This window comes from Mesorhizobium sp. WSM1343, from assembly GCF_055901535.1.
Genome location: NZ_CM148370.1, coordinates 4,775,659 through 4,793,461, shown reverse-complemented (window position 1 = coordinate 4,793,461; position 17,803 = coordinate 4,775,659). Strand labels below are relative to the sequence as shown.

General features: G+C 63.4%; 18 protein-coding genes. 8 read left to right on the top strand and 10 right to left on the bottom strand.

Annotation, left to right across the window (positions count from 1 at the left end):
* Window positions 1-80 precede the first annotated feature (80 nt).
* Window positions 81-749, top strand: a complete 669-nt coding sequence (locus tag AC0NIL_RS23495) for a TIGR02117 family protein (RefSeq protein WP_275953547.1) — start codon at window positions 81-83, stop codon at window positions 747-749.
* A 74-nt stretch (window positions 750-823) separates the two neighbouring features.
* Here the strand turns inward: AC0NIL_RS23495 and AC0NIL_RS23490 are convergent, their stop codons facing one another.
* Complete coding sequence (locus tag AC0NIL_RS23490) at window positions 824-2,065, bottom strand: FAD-dependent monooxygenase (RefSeq protein ID WP_473573742.1); 1,242 nt, start codon at window positions 2,063-2,065, stop codon at window positions 824-826.
* A gap of 19 nt (window positions 2,066-2,084) precedes the next feature.
* On the bottom strand, window positions 2,085-2,330 hold the full coding sequence (locus AC0NIL_RS23485) for a zinc-finger domain-containing protein (protein WP_013532417.1): 246 nt from the start codon (window positions 2,328-2,330) through the stop codon (window positions 2,085-2,087).
* A 211-nt stretch (window positions 2,331-2,541) separates the two neighbouring features.
* Here AC0NIL_RS23485 and AC0NIL_RS23480 point away from each other — a divergent pair, with 211 nt between their 5' ends.
* Both AC0NIL_RS23480 and ppx read left to right on the top strand, forming a co-directional pair.
* A complete protein-coding gene (locus tag AC0NIL_RS23480; protein WP_024505006.1) occupies window positions 2,542-4,743 on the top strand; it encodes an RNA degradosome polyphosphate kinase in 2,202 nt (733 codons plus the stop codon).
* Window positions 4,743-6,278, top strand: coding sequence for an exopolyphosphatase (gene ppx, locus AC0NIL_RS23475; protein WP_024505005.1), 1,536 nt, complete (start codon window positions 4,743-4,745; stop codon window positions 6,276-6,278). Before AC0NIL_RS23480 ends, ppx begins: the two co-directional genes overlap by 1 nt.
* Window positions 6,279-6,555: 277 nt before the next feature.
* Here the strand turns inward: ppx and AC0NIL_RS23470 are convergent, their stop codons facing one another.
* From AC0NIL_RS23470 to AC0NIL_RS23455, 4 genes are all read right to left on the bottom strand, one after another.
* Window positions 6,556-6,960, bottom strand: a complete 405-nt coding sequence (locus tag AC0NIL_RS23470) for a DoxX family protein (RefSeq protein ID WP_275953545.1) — start codon at window positions 6,958-6,960, stop codon at window positions 6,556-6,558.
* Window positions 6,961-7,116: 156 nt separating this feature from the next.
* Window positions 7,117-7,536 (bottom strand): DoxX family protein, encoded by a 420-nt coding sequence (locus AC0NIL_RS23465; RefSeq protein ID WP_127367736.1) that lies wholly within the window; start codon window positions 7,534-7,536, stop codon window positions 7,117-7,119.
* A gap of 235 nt (window positions 7,537-7,771) precedes the next feature.
* Complete coding sequence (fumC, locus tag AC0NIL_RS23460; protein WP_127368335.1) at window positions 7,772-9,169, bottom strand: class II fumarate hydratase; 1,398 nt, start codon at window positions 9,167-9,169, stop codon at window positions 7,772-7,774.
* 156 nt (window positions 9,170-9,325) lie between these two features.
* On the bottom strand, window positions 9,326-9,805 hold the full coding sequence (locus AC0NIL_RS23455) for a cupin domain-containing protein (RefSeq protein ID WP_275953544.1): 480 nt from the start codon (window positions 9,803-9,805) through the stop codon (window positions 9,326-9,328).
* Window positions 9,806-9,893: 88 nt separating this feature from the next.
* On the opposite strand from AC0NIL_RS23455, the gene AC0NIL_RS23450 reads away from it, so the two are divergent.
* Window positions 9,894-10,910 (top strand): LysR family transcriptional regulator, encoded by a 1,017-nt coding sequence (locus AC0NIL_RS23450; protein ID WP_245469215.1) that lies wholly within the window; start codon window positions 9,894-9,896, stop codon window positions 10,908-10,910.
* Here the strand turns inward: AC0NIL_RS23450 and AC0NIL_RS23445 are convergent.
* Entirely contained in the window at window positions 10,895-11,653 is a 759-nt protein-coding gene (locus AC0NIL_RS23445; protein ID WP_275953543.1) for an SDR family NAD(P)-dependent oxidoreductase, read from the bottom strand. The genes AC0NIL_RS23450 and AC0NIL_RS23445 overlap by 16 nt on opposite strands.
* 123 nt (window positions 11,654-11,776) lie before the next feature.
* Entirely contained in the window at window positions 11,777-12,415 is a 639-nt protein-coding gene (gene betI, locus AC0NIL_RS23440) for a choline-binding transcriptional repressor BetI (protein ID WP_473573741.1), read from the bottom strand.
* Window positions 12,416-12,496: 81 nt separating this feature from the next.
* On the opposite strand from betI, the gene choX reads away from it, so the two are divergent.
* Window positions 12,497-13,435, top strand: a complete 939-nt coding sequence (gene choX, locus AC0NIL_RS23435) for a choline ABC transporter substrate-binding protein (RefSeq protein WP_275953542.1) — start codon at window positions 12,497-12,499, stop codon at window positions 13,433-13,435.
* Window positions 13,432-14,256 carry an alpha/beta fold hydrolase gene (locus AC0NIL_RS23430; RefSeq protein ID WP_473573740.1) on the top strand — a complete coding sequence of 275 codons (825 nt, stop codon included), beginning with the start codon at window positions 13,432-13,434 and terminating at the stop codon, window positions 14,254-14,256. Before choX ends, AC0NIL_RS23430 begins: the two co-directional genes overlap by 4 nt.
* A gap of 82 nt (window positions 14,257-14,338) precedes the next feature.
* Here the strand turns inward: AC0NIL_RS23430 and AC0NIL_RS23425 are convergent, their stop codons facing one another.
* Window positions 14,339-15,124 carry an NIPSNAP family protein gene (locus AC0NIL_RS23425; RefSeq protein ID WP_473573739.1) on the bottom strand — a complete coding sequence of 262 codons (786 nt, stop codon included), beginning with the start codon at window positions 15,122-15,124 and terminating at the stop codon, window positions 14,339-14,341.
* A 149-nt stretch (window positions 15,125-15,273) separates the two neighbouring features.
* Here AC0NIL_RS23425 and AC0NIL_RS23420 point away from each other — a divergent pair, with 149 nt between their 5' ends.
* On the top strand, window positions 15,274-15,900 hold the full coding sequence (locus tag AC0NIL_RS23420; RefSeq protein WP_473573738.1) for a TetR/AcrR family transcriptional regulator: 627 nt from the start codon (window positions 15,274-15,276) through the stop codon (window positions 15,898-15,900).
* Window positions 15,901-15,916: 16 nt separating this feature from the next.
* On the opposite strand, the gene AC0NIL_RS23415 is transcribed toward AC0NIL_RS23420, so the two are convergent.
* The gene (locus AC0NIL_RS23415; RefSeq protein WP_473573737.1) at window positions 15,917-16,513 is read right to left on the bottom strand and encodes a hypothetical protein; all 597 of its coding nucleotides are present in this window, start codon (window positions 16,511-16,513) and stop codon (window positions 15,917-15,919) included.
* A 110-nt stretch (window positions 16,514-16,623) separates the two neighbouring features.
* On the opposite strand from AC0NIL_RS23415, the gene AC0NIL_RS23410 reads away from it, so the two are divergent.
* Window positions 16,624-17,754: a metallophosphoesterase gene (locus AC0NIL_RS23410; protein WP_473573780.1), complete on the top strand. Its 1,131-nt coding sequence runs from the start codon at window positions 16,624-16,626 to the stop codon at window positions 17,752-17,754.
* The last annotated feature ends 49 nt before the right edge of the window (window positions 17,755-17,803 follow it).

Below are 17,803 nucleotides of genomic sequence, written 5' to 3'. Positions count from 1 at the left end.
ACACTGCCGGGCTCTTTTGCGTATGGGATAACAGGCGACCGTTCCTGTCGCGCTGGAGCGCTTTTGCAGAGCCGCTTTTCATGAAGAGACTGGGACGTTTTCTAGGCCTTCTGTTGATTGTCGTCGCTCTCGCCGTGACGACGGGCACCCTCGTGCCGCGGCCGCTGTGGCCGGCGGCCGCCGCCATGCCCGCAGCGACGCGCCACATCCTGGTGCTGAACAATCCGATCCACACCGATATCGCCATCCCGGTCGACGATGCCGTGCGCCGGCGTTTCCACTTCCTGGTCGACGCCGGCATACCGGCCGACAGGCCGGAGGTCCGCTACATCGTCTTCGGCTGGGGCGGTCGCGCCTTCTACCTGGAGACGCCGACATGGTCCGAGCTGAAGGCGGTACCGGTGATGAAGGCACTGACCCTCGACGCGTCGGTCATGCATGTCGATGTCGCCGGTGACGTCCTCGAACCGCGTCCTGACATCGCGGGGTTCGACATCACAGAGGACCGGTTCGCGGCGTTGCTCGATTTCATCGATGCGAGTTTCCAGCGCGGACCGGAAGGCCCGATCCTCGTTCCGGACGCGGCCTATTCCAGGTTCGACGGCTTCTACGAAGCCAACGGCCATTTCAACGCACTGGTCGGCTGCAACACCTGGACGGCGGCCGCCTTGCGCACCGCAGGCTTGCGCACCGGCTGGTGGAACCCGCTGCCTGTATCGCTCGGGCTATCGATGCGGCTGTATAATTAGCGTGGGCATTCCGCGAATTGGCGAGTGTCGCGTTCCTTCACACCCCCCTCTGTCCCGCCAACCTTTCGCAGGTTTCAGCTTTCGTCAGCCTCCGGTGCCCGCCAGCCATAGAGCCAGTCCAAATCCGCCGCGAGTTTTTCCGACGAGCGCATTTTCAGGAACACGTTGCGCGCAATCGCCACCGGCCCTGCGGCATGCCAGGCCAGCCGGTTGACAGCGCCGCGTCGGGCGACCTGCGCGACACGCGGCCGCCGTGACTGTTCCCAAACCGCAAGCGCGGCCAGCGGGGTCGCGGGGGAGGCATAGACGGCGTCGGCAAGCGTCGCCGCATCCTCGATTGCCATGGCCGCACCTTGCGCCGCGAATGGGGTCATCGCATGCGCGGCGTCGCCGATCAGCGCCATGCCGTTCGGTGTTGTCCAGGGCTGTTGCGGGTCGACAGTGTGGATCGGCCACGCGGTCCACGGGCCGGCCTGCTCGACCAGACGGGCAAGTTCTGCCGCGGTGCCGGCAAGAGCTCGGGTCAGGATCCCGGCGTCGGCGTTGCCGGACCAGCCTTCGGCAATGCGGTCGCCCCTGGTGAAGGCCGCGAGATTGAAGGCCGCACCCTTGCTGACGGGATAGGCCACCATATGGAAGCCGGGATGCAGGAAGGTGGTGACGCAGTCCCTGGCGCCGATGGCGGCAAAGCTCTGCCCCGCGGCGCTATCAGCTGCGATGGTCGCGCGCCAGGCCAGTTCGCCGGAGAAATGGTTTCTTGGCGAAGCCGACCCCTTGGCTGAGTCGACAAGTGCGCGCACCGACGACCAGACGCCATCGGCCCCGACCAGCAGGAAGCCCTCCGCCGCGATGGTCTTGCCGTCGATCTCGGCCGTCGCCGTGATGCCATGCGGGCCGGAGGCAACGTCGCCGATGCGGGCGCCGGTGGTGAGATGGATATGCGGCACCTCGGCAACGCGCGCGGTCAGTGCGCTCTGCAGATCGGCCCTGTGCGCGACGAGATAGGGTGCTTGCCAGCGGGTTTCGGCGGCTTGCCACAGCGGCACGCGCGCCAGTTCGCGCAAGGTCGCGGCCTTCTTCAACACCACGGCTTGCGGCCGCACCGCTGCCGGCAGCAGCCGGTCGAGCACGCCGAGCTGGCGAAGGATGCGCGTCGCGTTTGGAGAGAGCTGGATGCCGGCGCCGGCAGCTTCCAGGCGCTGCGCCTGTTCGAACACCCGAACAGGGTAGCCGCGCGAGGCGAATGCAAGGGCTGCGGTCAATCCGGCGACACCGGCCCCGGCGACGACAATTTGCCGGGAACGCGTGTCGTTCATCGGGCTGGTCGCGAAAGTCTCAGGCGGCCTGTTCGATGTAGATGCATCCGGCCGGCAGCGTTTCCGTCGCCTTCAGCTTCGGCGAATAGCGGTAGAGCGTCGAGCAATAGGGACAGACTTTTTCATTGTCGTCGCCCATGTCCAGAAACACATGCGGGTGGTCGAAAGGCGGATTGGCGCCCGTGCACATGAATTCCTTCACGCCGATGTCGATTGCCGGATAGCCCGCATCGTTCTGAAAATGGGGAATGGAACCGCCTGCCATCGTCGTCTCCTTAACGCAGTCTCGTCTGCATCTGGATCATATCAGGCCTCTTTGCAAGTTCGATGAAATCAAACTGTCGCAAAAGCCTGTCAGAGGATAAGTTAAGCCGGTTAACCCATGGCCCGAAAACCGATTTCGGTTTCCGGGAGGGACCATGGGTCGCTAGAGTGACTGGCTAGCCGGCTTGAGCGGGTGTGGAAGAGCGGGAATCATGAACGAACTGAAGCCGGTGCAGAACGAATTCGTGGATGTCGAGGTGGCTCGCCCGGAAGGCGGCAACCCTGACCGGTTTGTCAACCGCGAGTTTTCCTGGCTGCAGTTCAACCGGCGCGTTCTCGAGGAATCGCTGAACCTCAATCACCCGCTGCTGGAGCGCGTCCGCTTCCTGTCGATCTCGGCCGCCAATCTCGACGAGTTCTTCATGGTCCGTGTTGCCGGTCTTGCCGGCCAGGTGCGCGAGGGCATCACGCTGAAGAGCCCGGACGGCCGCACCCCCGAACAGCAGCTCGAACAACTGCTGCGTGAGGTCGAGCGGCTGCAGGAAGACCAGCAGAAGAGCCTTTCGGCGCTCACCGTGCTGCTCAACAAGGAAGGCATCGAGAGCATCACCCGCGATGCGCTGACCAAGGACGAGAAAATCTGGCTGGAAGATCATTTCCAGGAACAGGTTTTCCCGGTGCTCACCCCGCTGTCGATCGACCCGGCGCATCCGTTCCCGTTCATCCCCAATCTCGGCTTCTCGATGGCGCTGCAATTGCGCCACCGCAAGAATGGCGAGGAGATGAGCGCGCTGCTGCGCCTGCCGGTGGCGCTGAAGCGCTTCATCCGTCTGCCGGACCGCAAGCATCATGTCCGCTTCATTCCGCTGGAAGAGGCGGTCGGCCTCTATATCGGCAAGCTCTTCCCCGGCTACGAGGTCAAGGGCTCCGGCACGTTCCGCATCATCCGTGACAGCGATATCGAGGTCGAGGAGGAGTCCGAGGACCTCGTGCGCCTGTTCGAAACGGCGCTGAAGCGGCGTCGGCGCGGATCGGTGATCCGCATCGAATTCGACAGGCTGATGCCTGGCGAATTGCGCGATTTCGTCGCCGGCGAGCTTGGCGTGTCGTCGAGCCGCATCAGCGTCTTGACCGGTCCATTGGCGCTCAGCCAGATTTCCGAGATCGTCGCCGTTCCCCGCGACGACCTGAAATTCACGCCCTACAATCCGCGTTTTCCCGAGCGCATCCGCGAACATGGCGGCGATTGTTTCGCCGCCATCCGCGAGAAGGACATCGTCGTCCATCACCCCTACGAATCCTTCGATGTGGTGGTGCAGTTCCTGCGCCAGGCAATGGCCGATCCGGAGGTGGTGGCGATTAAGCAGACGCTTTACCGCACCTCCAACGACAGCCCGATCGTGCGCGCGCTGGTCGACGCGGCCGAGGCCGGCAAGTCGGTCACCGCGCTGGTCGAGCTCAAGGCGCGTTTCGACGAGGAAGCCAACATCCGCTGGGCGCGCGACCTGGAGCGGGCCGGCGTGCAGGTGGTGTTCGGCTTTCTCGAACTGAAGACACATGCGAAAATGTCGCTGGTGGTGCGGCGCGAGGACGGCAAGCTGCGCAATTACGTGCACCTCGGCACCGGCAACTACCATCCGGTCACCGCACGCATCTACACCGACCTGTCCTTCTTCACCACAGATCCGACGATTGCCCGCGATGTCGCCCAGCTGTTCAATTTCATCACCGGCTATGCCGAGCCGACGGACGAAATGCGGTTGGCGATCTCTCCGTTCACGCTGAGAAGCCGCATCCTGAAGCACATTGCCGACGAGATTGCCTACGCGGTGCAAGGCAAACCGGCGCGCATCTGGATGAAGATGAACGCCCTCGTCGATCCGATCATCATCGACGCGCTCTACGATGCCAGCCGCGCCGGCGTCGAGATCGACCTTGTCGTGCGCGGCATCTGCTGCCTGCGGCCGCAGGTTCCGGGCCTGTCGGAAAACATCCGCGTAAAATCGATCGTCGGCCGTTTTCTCGAGCACAGCCGCATCTATTGTTTCGGCAACGGTTACGGCCTGCCGTCGGACGAGGCGATCGTCTACATCTCCTCGGCCGACCTGATGCCGCGCAATCTCGACCGCCGCGTCGAAACCATGGTGCCGATCACCAATCCAACTGTGCATGAACAGATCCTTGGCCAGATCATGCTGGGCAACATTATGGACAATCAGCAAAGTTTCGACGTATTGGCTGATGGAACCTCCCGGCGCGTCGTGCTGGAGGAGGGCGAGGAACCGTTCAACGCGCAGGAATATTTCATGACCAATCCGAGCCTGTCGGGACGGGGTGACGCGCTGAAGTCGCATGCGCCCAAGCGCATCGCGCAGTTCAAGCGCCGCAAGAAGAACGCCGCAGCGTCCGGCTGATGCTGTCTGATTCTCAGGGCCGGCTGCAGGACCGCCGACCGCTGTCCATCATCGACATCGGATCGAACTCGATCCGTCTCGTCGTCTATGAGGGGCTGGCGCGCTCGCCGACCATGCTGTTCAACGAAAAGATGCTGGCCGGTCTCGGCCGCGGCATCGTTTCGACCGGCAAGCTCGACCCCGAGGCGGTAACGCGCTCGATGGAAGAGTTCCGCCGCTTTCGTGCGCTTTCCGACCAGGCCGGCGCCGAGCAAATGTATGTGCTGGCGACCGCGGCGGCCCGCGAGGCGGTCAACGGCCCCGATTTCATCCACCGCGCCGAGGATGTGCTGAAGACCGAGATCCGAGTGATCAGCGGTCGTCAGGAAGCGTACTATTCCGCGCTCGGCGTCATTTCCGGTTTCCATCCGGCCGATGGCATCGCCGGCGATCTGGGCGGCGGCAGCCTCGAACTGGTCGATGTCAGCGGCGAGGCGATCGGCGACGGCATCACGCTGCCGCTGGGCGGCCTGCGCCTGCAAGACATGGCGAAGAACTCGCTGGCCCAGGCGGCCAGGATCGCGCGTGACGAACTGGCGAAGGCCAAGCTGTTGAAAGGCGGGCAGGGCAGGCCCTTCTACGCCGTCGGCGGCACCTGGCGAAATCTTGCCCGGCTGCACATGGAAATGACCAACTATCCGCTTGGCGTCATGCACCATTACGAGATATCGGCCGAAAGCGCGGCGAACTTCCTCAAGCAGGTGGCCAAGGCCGAGATCGAGAAGGTCAAGGGCATCGAAGGCGTTTCGAAGAACCGCCGTTCGCTGCTGCCCTATGGCGCCATCGTGCTGCAGGAGATCATGGCGGCGATGCAGCCGTCGAAGATCATCGTCTCGGCGCTCGGCGTGCGCGAAGGCTTTCTCTATTCGCTGCTCGACGAGGCGGAGCAGAAGGCCGATCCGCTGATTTCGGCCTCGGAGGAACTCGCCCGCCTGCGCTCGCGCTCCGTCACCCATGCGCACGAACTTGTCGACTGGACCGCCAAGACCTTTGCCGCCTTCGGCATCGACGAGACCGAGGACGAGGCGCGCTACCGCCACGCGGCCGCATTGCTGGCGGACATCGGCTGGCGCGCGCATCCCGAATACCGCGGCAAGCAATCGCTCAACATCATTGCGCACGCGTCCTTCTTCGGCGTCGACCATCCTGGCCGTGCTTTCCTGGCGATGGCCAACGCCTATCGTCACGACGGCATCTTCAACGAAGCCATCGCCCCCGAGATCAAGGCTCTGGCATCGCCGCGTTATCTGGAGCGCGCCCGCGTGCTCGCCGCGATGATGCGCGTCGTCTACCTGCTGACGGCGTCGATGCCCGGCATCATGCCCAGGCTGAAATGGGAACAGCGCGCCAACGGCGTGCTGGCGCTGGTCTTGCCGGCATCGCTGGCCGATCTCTATGGCGAGCGGCCGGCCGGGCGCCTGGCGCAGCTGGCCAGGATCACCAACCGCCGGCTGGTGCTGGCCGTCGAGGGTGGCCCCAGCATGTCGGTGAAATAAGGCGCTAGCTGCTAGCAGACCCGTGTCTTATCTGACTTAAGCGGAGACCTGCCGGTCGTACTTCGCCGGCGGCATCGCGTTTGTAGACCGGCTTCCCCCAATCCGTCGCTGCTTTGCAGCGCCACCTTTCCCCCCTCCGGAGGGAAAGGAAGGGAGCCTCGTTGGAAGAGCGTTGGCGGCAATAGGCTCGCGCCCTTCCTCTACCCCGTCAATCAGGGCTCGGCAAAGCCGGGACGGAGTGGGGGTCGACCAGCTCGGGCGCGTGTAAGCAAAAATATCAAACCGCGCCGCGCCCGTCGATCGACCATGCGCCGGCGCCGTCCATCGCCAGCGCTACAAACCCACCTGATATCGCAATGTCCTTCATCAGCATCTGCTGGTGCAGGAAGGCGAGCATCGCGTCGCCGCCGCCCTGGCCATAATGGCCGATGAAGCCGGCGACGATACAGAAGGCAGCGAGCAGAAGCGCTATGATCCGGGTCTGGAAACCGACCAGGATGAGCAGCCCGGCGATCAGTTCGAACAGTCCCGTGCCCCAGGCGGCAAGTGTCGGCAGCGGCAGGCCGAGGCCGGCGAAATAGCCTGTGGTGCCGGCGATGTCGCTCAATGCATGGAAACCGGAAGGCACGAACAGGGCGGCGAGCAGCAGCCGGGAGAGCAGGAGCAGCGCGTTGCGGGGCATGTTCACCTCCGTTGTCGGCCGCCGGCCGGCCTCGTCCCGATAGCCGATCCTATCAGAAAACTCCGGCCGACAGATCGGCGGGCATGTACCAACAACGAAAAAGCGGCGCGGAAAATTCCGCGCCGCTTTCTTGTTCGGCTATTGCCGGCTATTGGCTCAGCCGCGCTTGGCGTCGATCGAATAGGCACCGGCGCCCGAGGAAGCCAGCACGAGGAAGCCGCCCGCAATGGCGAGGTTCTTGAGAAACTGGATCATCTGCATCTGGTCGGCCCAACCGGTATGGGCGACCAAACCGGTAGCGACCGTGAAGACCGCCAGCACCCAGGCGACAATCCGGGTCTTGAAGCCGACGAGGATGGCGAGGCCGCCGAGAAGCTCGATCAGGCCGACGAGGGTGGCCGTTACGGTCGGCAAGGGCAGGCCGAGGCTGCCGAAATAGCCCGCTGTTCCGCTAATGGCGGTGAGCTTGCCGAAACCTGAAAGCAGGAAGATGACCGCGAGCAGGACGCGGCCGAGCAGGATGGTGGTCGAGGCATTGGATGCGCCGGAACCGGCGACTGAAATGTTGGTGGACATGGTGGCTCTCCGGGATGGGTTGATGCCGGGGAGATAGAGCAAACCGACTGTTCACCAAAGCCACCAGACTGGCGACACATTGTTCACAGTGCCTACGTTTCCGTGATCGGGCGGCCTGCGCAAAATTCGCTTCGGGTGAGGTCGTGACGGGAGTAAATTCTCCCCTCACGAAATACCGGGCTTTTGGTTGACGCAATTCCGGACCGAAAACCGCAGACACTTTTCCTGGAATTGCCTACCCCGGATGCGTCATATCCTCCGGCCGCACCAGCCGGTCGTAATCGGCTTCGCTGACCAGCCCGGTGGCGAGCGCTTCCTCGCGCAAAGTGGTGCCCTTCTTGTGCGCGGTCTTGGCGATCTTGGCGGCATTGTCGTAGCCGATGGTCGGCGCCAGCGCCGTCACCAGCATCAGCGATCGGTCGAGTGCCGCCTTGATGTTGTCTTCGCGGGCCTCGATGCCGACGACGCAATTATCGGTGAAGGAGACCGAGGCGTCGGAGAGCAACTGCACCGACTGCAGGAAGTTGTAGGCCATCAGCGGATTGTAGACATTGAGCTCGAAATGACCCTGGCTGCCGGCGAAGGTGAGCGCCGCATTGTTGCCGAACACCTGTACGCAGACCTGCGTCAGCGCCTCGCACTGGGTCGGGTTGACCTTGCCCGGCATGATCGACGAGCCCGGTTCGTTTTCCGGCAGCGACAGTTCGCCAAGGCCCGAGCGCGGGCCTGAGCCGAGGAAGCGGATGTCGTTGGCGATCTTGAACAGCGCGGCGGCCGCCGCATTGATGGCGCCGTGCGAAAACACCATGGAATCATGGGCCGCCAGCGCCTCGAACTTGTTCGGCGCGGTGACGAAGGCGATGCCGGTGATGGAGGCGATGCGATCCGCGACCCTTTCGGCGAAGCCGACCGGCGCGTTGAGGCCGGTGCCGACGGCGGTGCCGCCCTGCGCCAGTTCCTGCAAGCCGGGCAACGTCAGCTCGATGCGCTTGATCGACGAAGCGACCTGCGCGGCATAGCCCGAAAATTCCTGGCCAAGCGTAAGGGGGGTGGCATCCTGCGTGTGCGTGCGGCCGATCTTGATGATGTGATTGAACTCTCTGCTCTTGGCGGCGAGCGCCTTGTGCAGGTGCTTCAGTGCCGGCAACAGATCGTGCACGATACGTTCGGCGCAGGCGATGTGCATGGCTGTCGGATAGGTGTCGTTCGACGATTGGCTCATATTGACGTGATCGTTGGGATGCACCGGCTTCTTGGAGCCCATAACACCGCCCAGCATCTCAATCGCCCGGTTGGAGATCACCTCATTGGCGTTCATGTTGGACTGGGTGCCCGAACCGGTCTGCCAGACCACCAGCGGGAAATGCTCATCGAGCTTGCCGTCGATGACCTCTTGCGCTGCCTCGACAATCGTCTTGCCGATCGCCGGATCGAGCCGCTTGAGCTCCATGTTGGCTTCGGCCGCCGCCCGCTTGACGATGCCCAATGCGCGCACGATCGACGCCGGCTGCTTTTCCCAGCCGATCTTGAAATTGCCAAGCGAACGCTGCGCCTGCGCGCCCCAATACCGGTCGGCGGCGACTTCGATGGGACCGAACGTGTCGGTTTCGGTTCTGGTCTTTGCAGCGGTCACGGGTCTCTCCTTGTCGAAGTCGGCAACGGCGTATCGCGTTGCACAAACGGCTTCAAGCGGAGAATGCGGGCGGCGAGGATGCAAATCGGTTGAAGGCGCGGCGCTTCTCTCCTTCCCACAAAGGAAAGAAGGGAAGGGCTGCGCAGTTTCGGCCTCTCACCCCAGCGGCGGACCGACAATGTCGATGCCGTTTTTTGCGCAAAGCTGCACCAGTGCCGCGATGATTTCCGGTGTTGGTTCCATCAGCGGCGGCAGTTCGGGCTGTTCGGCGGGACGGCTCGCCTGACGCAGCATCGTCTCAAAATCCGAACCGCGCGTGATGGTGAGGGTGCGCGCACCTTCCGGGGATTCGACCCGGTAGGTGTGCGGCAGGCCTTTCGGTGCGATGACGGTTTCGCCGGCGTCCGCAATGCGTTCGTGGCCGTCGATCTGAAAGCGCAATCTCCCCTCCAGGATGTGAAACACTTCGTCTTCCCTGCGATGCACATGCAGCGGCGGCGAGTCGCCATAGGGCATGTGATGCTCGACGACGCAGATGCCGTCCTCTCCTGCCATCGACGAGACGTGGATCGCGACGAGCGTGTTGTTGAACCAGAAGAGTTCCTTGCCTGTGATCGTGCCGGGGGTCATTGTCATGGCGTGTCTGATCCTTCTGTTGCCTGTGCCTGCTGGGCCGATGACGATCTAGCCAGGGATACGCCGACAACGGAAATCGAATGATCGTATGGGGCGAATTGATGCGATGAATTTGAACGCGCTCGACCTCAATCTCATCAAGGTGTTCGACGCCCTTCTGCGGGAGAGAAGCGTTACGCGTGCCGGCGAGCAGATCGGCCTCAGCCAGCCTGCCGTCAGCGCTGCGCTCAATCGCTTGCGACATCTCCTCAACGACCAGCTGTTCGTGCGACGGGGCAATGACATGATGCCGACACCGCGCGCCGAGAGCATGGCCGAGCCGTTGCGCGTGGCGCTTCGCGAGATCGAACGCGTCTTCCATTCGGCCAAGGCGTTCGATCCGGCGGAACTGGAGCGAACCTTCACGTTCATGGGGGCGGATTTCTTTTCCATGATGCTGATGCCAGCGCTGGCGGCACGCATCGCTGGCGCCGCGCCGCGCGCGTCGCTAAGGTTTCTCGATAGCGCGCGCGGCGATGTCTCGCGGCTGCTCCAGGACGATGAAATCGACGTAGCGCTCGAGCGTCCGCTGGAGGTCTCCGACTGGGTCTCAAGCACGCCTCTGTTCCATTCACCATTCGCCATCATCGCCGCGCACGACAACGCTGCGATCAGGCAGGCGGGAATCATGGAAGGCAAGACTCTGCCGATCGACCTCTTCTGCGAACTGCCCCATATTCTTCGTTCTATCGACGGCTCGATGTCGGGCTCCACCGACGAGGCGCTCCGCAAGATCGGGCGAACGCGCCGTGTAAGCCTGACCCTGCCGCACTTTCAGGCTGTCGCATTAGCCGTGGCAAATGGAAACCACCTGTCGGCGGTGCCCAGGCAGTTCGCGGTTTGGGCGGCCGAGACCCTGCCGCTCGTCATCTTTGAACCGCCGCTTCCCATTGCTGTTCCGGAAATCAGGATGTACTGGCACGCGCGCCACGACGACGAGCCACCCCATCGCTGGGTTCGCGATCAGGTCCTGGAGGCGGTAGGCGTACTTGGATTTGTAGAAAGTGGCGTCGCTGAAAATGTCGGCGCTTGGCGTGGCGCCCGGACGGATCAGCCCGCAGTATAACCACCGTCGACGGAGAAGACCCCGCCGCTGGTCCAGGCCGCCTCGTCGCTAGCGAGGTACACTGCGATGCCCGCCAGATCGTCGGGGCGGCCGATTCTGCCAAGCGGATAGCTGCGCTCGACATAGACTTTCAGCTCGGCCTTTGCCTCGGCCGGCAAATTGTCGACGGTCTTGCGTCGCATGGCGGTGTCGACAGTGCCGGGCGCGATGGCGTTGACGCGGATGCTGCGCGGGCCGAGTTCGAAGGCCAGCGATTTGGTCAGCGAGTTCAACGCGCCCTTTGACAGGGAATAGAGGCTCGAGGGCCGCTTCGGGATCATCTTGTTGGCGAAATAGGACGAGATGTTGATCACCGACGCGCCGGCCGCCAGATGCGGCAGCAGACCCTGCGTGAGGAAGAACACCGCCGTCACATTGAGCGCGAAGGATTGTTGGAACTGCGCCTCGCTGACGGTCTCGAACGGCACCAGGAAAGCCACCCCGGCATTGTTGACGAGAATATCGAGCGGCCTGCCGGATTTTTTGATGTGCTCGACGACGGCCGCAATGCCGGCCGATGTGGCGAGATCGGCCGACAGCGTCTCGATAGTGCCGCCGAGGTGCTTATGGGCGGCGTCGAGCTTCTTGGTGTCGCGGCCGACGATCAGGACGTCCGCGCCCTCGCGCGAAAAGGCCTCGGCGATCGCCAGGCCGATACCGTCCGACCCGCCGGTAACCAGCGCGCGCTTGTTGTGAAGTCTCATCGGATGCTCCGAGATTTCTGCGTCGTCGAGAGCACCGTATAGTGGCGGCCAAGGTCAAGCCGTCAGCCTATCCCACGGTATGAACTTCGACCGCTGCCATCCGGCAGGCCGGCCGAGGCTGGTTTAAGCGCCGGCGGTCGCAAGCTCCCCCAAAGCCAGCCGTCCCGCGACATAATTCTTGACCTGGCGGACAGCCTGTTCGCGCGACACGCTGCCCGGCTGCAGGCCGAGCCGCAACCAAAGCCCGTCGATCAGCGCGGTGACGCCAAGCGCGATGTCGTCGGCATCTCCGGGCGAGGCGAGGCCGCGCAGGCCCGACAACAGGTTCGAGCGCATGCGCGCATGGATCACCCTCTGGATACGAGCCATCTTCTCGTCGCGCGGCACCTCGGCGCAGAGCGACAGCCAGGCATGGCAGAGAGGCGGCTGGAACAGATGCTCCTCGAAATTGCCTTCGATCACCGCATCCATGCGCTCCATCGGTGTCTGCGCCCGGCGAAGCCGCGCGATCACCGCTTGGCACAGGACGGCGTTTGCCTCACGCATCGCGTGCTCGAACAATTCCTGCTTGTTGCGGAAATAGTGCAGCACGATGCCCTTGGAGGCACCGGCCTGCGCCGCCACCTTTTCCAGTGTCGCGCCGGCAATTCCCTCGCGCTCCAGCACTGCGAAGGCCGCCTGCCGCAATTCCTTGCGGCGGATCTCACTGAGACGCTTGAGTTTCACGGAATCGGTCCATGCATGTCGAATCCACGTTGACATCTTCGTCCGTTCAGATCAAGAATTGACCCATGGGACAATAAAAAGACCAATTGGTCAATTTTACGGACGAGGAGAACCGAAATGTTGCGCATCCTTGCAAATGGCGTCTGCCTTGCCGGCCTCATGTTGGCCACTCATGCGGCCCAGGCGGCCGAGGCCGAAGAGTGCAAGACGGTCCGCATGGCCGAACCCGGCTGGAACGACCTTGCCTTCACCACAGGGGTCGCCAACGTCTTGTTGGAGGCGCTCGGCTATCAGTCGCAAAGCCAGGTGCTCGGCATCAATGTCATCTATGAGGGCATGAAAAACAGGGACCTCGACCTGTTCCTCGGCTACTGGGACCCGGCCATGGTCACCTATTACGAGCCCTACAAGAATGACGGCTCGGTCGAGAATGTGCGCGTCAATCTCGTAGGCGCCAAATACACATTCGCCGTGCCGACCTATGTCTGGGAAGCCGGCGTCAAGGACATTTCCGACCTGCACAAATTCGCCGACAAATTCGGCAAGAAAATGTACGGCATCGAGCCCGGTTCAAACCAGTTGATGATGGACGCTATCGCCGATCCCGCCTTTGGCCTGGACGGCTGGCAGGTGGTCGAATCGAGCGAAGCCGGCATGCTTTCCGAGGTCGGCTACGAGATCAAGGAGAAGCAGTTCATCGTCTTCCAGGGCTGGGCGCCGCACCCGATGAACATGATGTACGACTTCAAATATCTGACCGGCGGCGACAAGTTCTTCGGCCCGAATTTCGGCGCCGCGACGGTGACGACGCAGGTGCGCAAGGGCTATCTGCAGCAATGCCCGAACGTCGCACAGTTCTTGAAAAACCTCGCCTTCGACATCGATTTCGAGAATGTCGGCATGGGTTATCTGATCAATGACGGCATGAAGCCGGAGGACGGCGCGCTGAAGGCAATCACGGCCAACAAGAGCCGTCTCGATGCCTGGCTCGCCGGTGTCACCACCTTCGACGGCCAACCCGGCCTTGCCGCGGTCAAGGAAAAGCTCGGCCTGTGAGGGCGGCGGTGCTGAATGCCTGCGCGAACCAGGACGGCTGGGCCGGCCGCAAGCAGTTCGTCACTGTCGGCAATCTCGACATCGCCTATGTCGAGATAACAGGCGCCGAGCCGGCACTGCTGTTGGTGCACGGCTTCACCGACACCAGCCGCAGCTTTTCGCTTCTGGCGCCCTATCTGGCCGGCCGCCGTCTGATCATGCCGGATCTGCGCGGCCACGGCGCCTCGCAGGCCGGCAAAGGCTGCGGCATAGCCGATTTCGCCGACGATATTGCCGGGCTGATCCTACGCTTGCGGCTCGACCGGCCGCTCGTCGTCGGCCATTCGCTGGGCGCCATGGTGGCCATCGCATTGGCAGGGCGACACAGGGAGCTGATTGGCGGGCTGGTGGTGCTGGCCGGCACGCTAAAGCCCGATTTCGCGCCGGATCATCCGCTGGTCGCGGGCGTCGAGGCGCTGCGCGACCCGATATCGCCGGCCGATCCGTTCTACGCCTGGTGGCATGCCTGCAGTCCCGACGTGCCTCCAGCCTTTCTCGCCAGCCTGGCGCAAGAGGCCTCGGCGATGCCGACGCCGCGCTGGCGCGCGATTCTCGAGGAAATCCGCCGCGCCGATCTGAGCGATGCGGCGCGGGCCGTGCAGGCCCGGACGCTGATCATCGCCGGCGCCTGCGACCCGCTGTTCGGCGAGGCGCACCAGCAGGCGTTGCAATCCGCTCTTGCCGGAGCCGTCTTCGTCCGGGCCGAGAGCTGTGGCCACAACCCGCATTGGGAAGACCCGGCCCTTGTCGCCAAGACCATCGTCGAGGCATTTGAAGTCTGATGCATGTCGCCCAAAAGTGGCCCCGGTTTTGGGAGAACGACATGCACAAAAAAGGATCTATTCCTAAGCGCGTCGACGCGCTTTAGGAATAGATCCCGACCAGTGATTGCGATGTCGGCGACAGCCGCAAGGTCTCCGTGGGTTTGGTCAGGCCGGGTTGCGCGGCCCGCCAAAAATCCTGCCATGCCGGCGAGGCGGCAAGCGCGGCCTTGTGGCGGGCATGCGCTTCTGTGCTGGCAAAACCCATGACGCTGATGAAGACGTTTTCGTCAGCCCGTACCGGCAGGCGCGGAAAATTGTTTTCGGCAGGCTCGGTCACGAACGCGGCGAGCAGGCGTGCGTCGGCCGTCATCAGGCACGCCGTCTCAATCTCGAAGCGGGTGGTGAAATCTGCCTCCGTGCCGGGCTGCAATTGATGAATCTCGATGACAACGATGCCGGTCAGCGGCCTGTTTCGAATGGGCTTTTCGTCGCCGCCCAGGTTTGGCCGCTGCGCCCCCGCGAGGTCGAAGCCGGCGCCCGGCCACGCCGGCTTGAGCAGCAGCACATCGTCGGAATCGATCATCGTCGCGTTGGCCGCATCGCGGTGCGCCGCCCAGACCGGCCCGCCATAGAAAGCGGCGAGAGCATTTTTCCGCGCAGCCATGCCGTCGAAGCCGCGCATCCAGACGAACATGTCCGGGCGGTCGAGGTCCCGGAACTGGCCGATGATGGTCATTCCGGTGTCCTCCTGGCCCTCGATCAATCTGCCGTCGAAGATGTCGATGAGCGTGTCGCGCCGGCCGGGTTTCAGCGTGTATTGCCGCAGCTCGACGACAGGCGAGGCGAGCGCTGAGGGTTTCGTCGCGACGTTCTGGGGCAGGTTCATCCGGCATTCTTCAAAACAGGGTGATTGTCCTGTTTGTAAAACAGACCGGTTGTCCTGTTTTGTCAATATGCTAATGTCCGGCAATGTCAGCAGAGATGATCGCTCAACCAAAACCGCGCCCGGGAAAACGCATCAACGACCCTGAGGGCATGCGCAAGAAAGTGCTCGATGTCGCCGAGGATGCGTTCCAGGCGCGCGGCTACCACGCCTCCAGCATCGGCGACCTGATGGCGGCGGCTGATGTCAGCGGCGGCGCGCTGCATCACCATTTCCCGACCAAGAAGGCGCTCGCGCTGGCGGTGATCGACGAGCGTGTGGCGGCAGCGGTCGAAGAGACATGGATCGCGCCGGTGCTGGCGGCGGCGTCGGCCCGCGAAGGCGTGCGCGCGGTGTTCGAGGCCGTGGCGGCGGAACTGGAGCAGCAGGGTTTCGTGCGCGGCTGCCCGCTCAACAATCTGGCGCACGAACTGTCGCTTGCCGATCCCGATTTTCGCATTGCCCTTGCCGGTATTTTTGCCGGGTGGCGGCGGGCGATTTCCGACAAGCTGCGAGCCGACCAGCAGGCGGGCAGGGAAGAGGGCACGGACCCCGAACGCTTCGCCGCGCTGACGGTCGCCGCCTATTCCGGAGCGATGTCGATGGCCAAGGCCACGCAGGATGCCGGTGTGCTGCGGGATTGTCTGGCGGGACTTGAGCGAAGCGCGCCGTCGCCATCGCAGGGCGCATTGGCGGCCAGGCGACGCAACAGGATACTGCCACGGCCGGGAACCCCTTGACTCGCCGTGCTCTGGTTCAGCTACTCGGCCAGCGGCTTGATCGTCTCGTAGCCGTTGACGGATTCCGAACTGGTGCCTTCATCGTAGCGCCGCGCGAGCGCGGCTTGCAGATCTGGCGCATAGAGGGCGGTAAATGATCCAGCGTCTCGCCGGCACCGTTCTTGAAGGTCTCCTTGACCGCCAGGACATTGTATTTGCACTCGCCCAGGCTGAATGTCTCCTTGCCCTTGACGACCAGGCTCAGCGTCTTGGTGCCCTTCGGCGGCTTGTTCGGCGACAGCTCGACGAACTCTATCGCGGCCTTTGTCCCCGCCTTCAGCGGAAACAGCTTTCGCAGATCGGAAAGCGGGATCATCGCCAGGCGACCGGTGTCGCTGTCGCGAAACACCTCGATCAGGCCGGCAAACAGATACTGGGTTTGCGGCGATTGCGATTCGTAGGTGTTGGCAACCGACATCATCCCGCCGGCCACGGGCCGAAATTCGCTCTGGATGCCGGGCCTCGCCAGAACGAAACCCTTTCTGGCGGACTTGACGTCGACGCAACCGGCCGCATGCGCAGTGCTCGCGCACAACATCGCGGCCAGGATCATGCAGATAGGTGCGGCTTTCATTTTTCGTCCTCCTCCGCTTGCGCAAGCGAGACATGCCAGACCCGTGGCATCATGTCGATGATGGCGCAGAGGCGCTGGACGACCGGCCGCTGTCCATGCTGAATCAGCGTATGATGAATCGCCGTTCGACTGCATCGCTTTCCCGACGCAACTTCCTGGCGCAGGCTGCAGGATTTGCCGCGGCCGGCGCCTTGTCGCGCCCGGCCTTCAGCCAGACCGGGCAACGCGTCCAGTCGATCGACGCCACTTTCCTGTTCATCGCCGATGTCCATGCCTGCCGCATGGCGAGCGGCTTGAGCCCCAACTGCCTGCAGGAAGGCAAGACCGACGCCGCGCTGCTGCGCAACGTGGCGGCGCTGAATGCGCTTGGCGACAAGGACTGGCCAACTGAGATCAATGGCGTCGCCACCGGCCTGCGTTCGGCCGGCAGGATAGGCACGCCGCTCGGCCTTGTCGTCGGCGGCGACATCACCGACGATGGCGGCGGCCAGATCACGCAGCCGAGCGAGGGCACCCAACTGCTCCAGTTCAGCCAGCGCTACAGCCAGGGCGTCGGTCCCGATCGCGTGCACATGCCGGTTTATATCGGGCTCGGCAACCATGATCTCGACCAGAACGGCCCGCCGCACCATGTCGACTGGTATCGGCGCGAACTGCGCGACTATGTCGAGGTCAACCATCGCGCCGGCGTGTTCTTCAAGCCGCCGGTGCCGGCCACCGACTATGATGTCGACACCGACTGTTACTCCTGGGACTGGGGCGGCCTGCATCTGATCCAGACGCATCGTTTCGCCGGCGATACCGGCCACGGCGCCGAGAGCAGCCTGCCATGGCTGAAGCAGGATCTGGCGACCTATGCGGCGGACGGCCGTCCGGTCATCCTGTTCCAGCACTATGGCTGGGACACTTTCTCGGTGGAACGTTGGGATGCCGCCAAGCGGCACTTCGATGATGACGGCAGTGGTGCGCCGCATTGGTGGAGCGAGGCCGACCGGCAGGCGTTGCTGGCGGCGCTGAAGGGCTACAATGTCGTCGGCATTTTCCATGGCCACCAGCACGAAACGCCGCTGATCTATCGCAGGGACGGGATCGACCTGTTCAAGCCGAAGGCTGCCTATATGGGCGGTTTCGCGCTGACCAGGGTGACCAGCGACGGCATGGACGTGGTGCTGGTCGAGGCGGCCGGCGATCACGGCGAGGTCGTCTTCACCAATGCTTTCAGCAAGGGTTGGAGCACCTGAAAAAGGCGGCCTTCGCGACCGCCTTTCCCTCGATAAAGCGCGTTTGCCG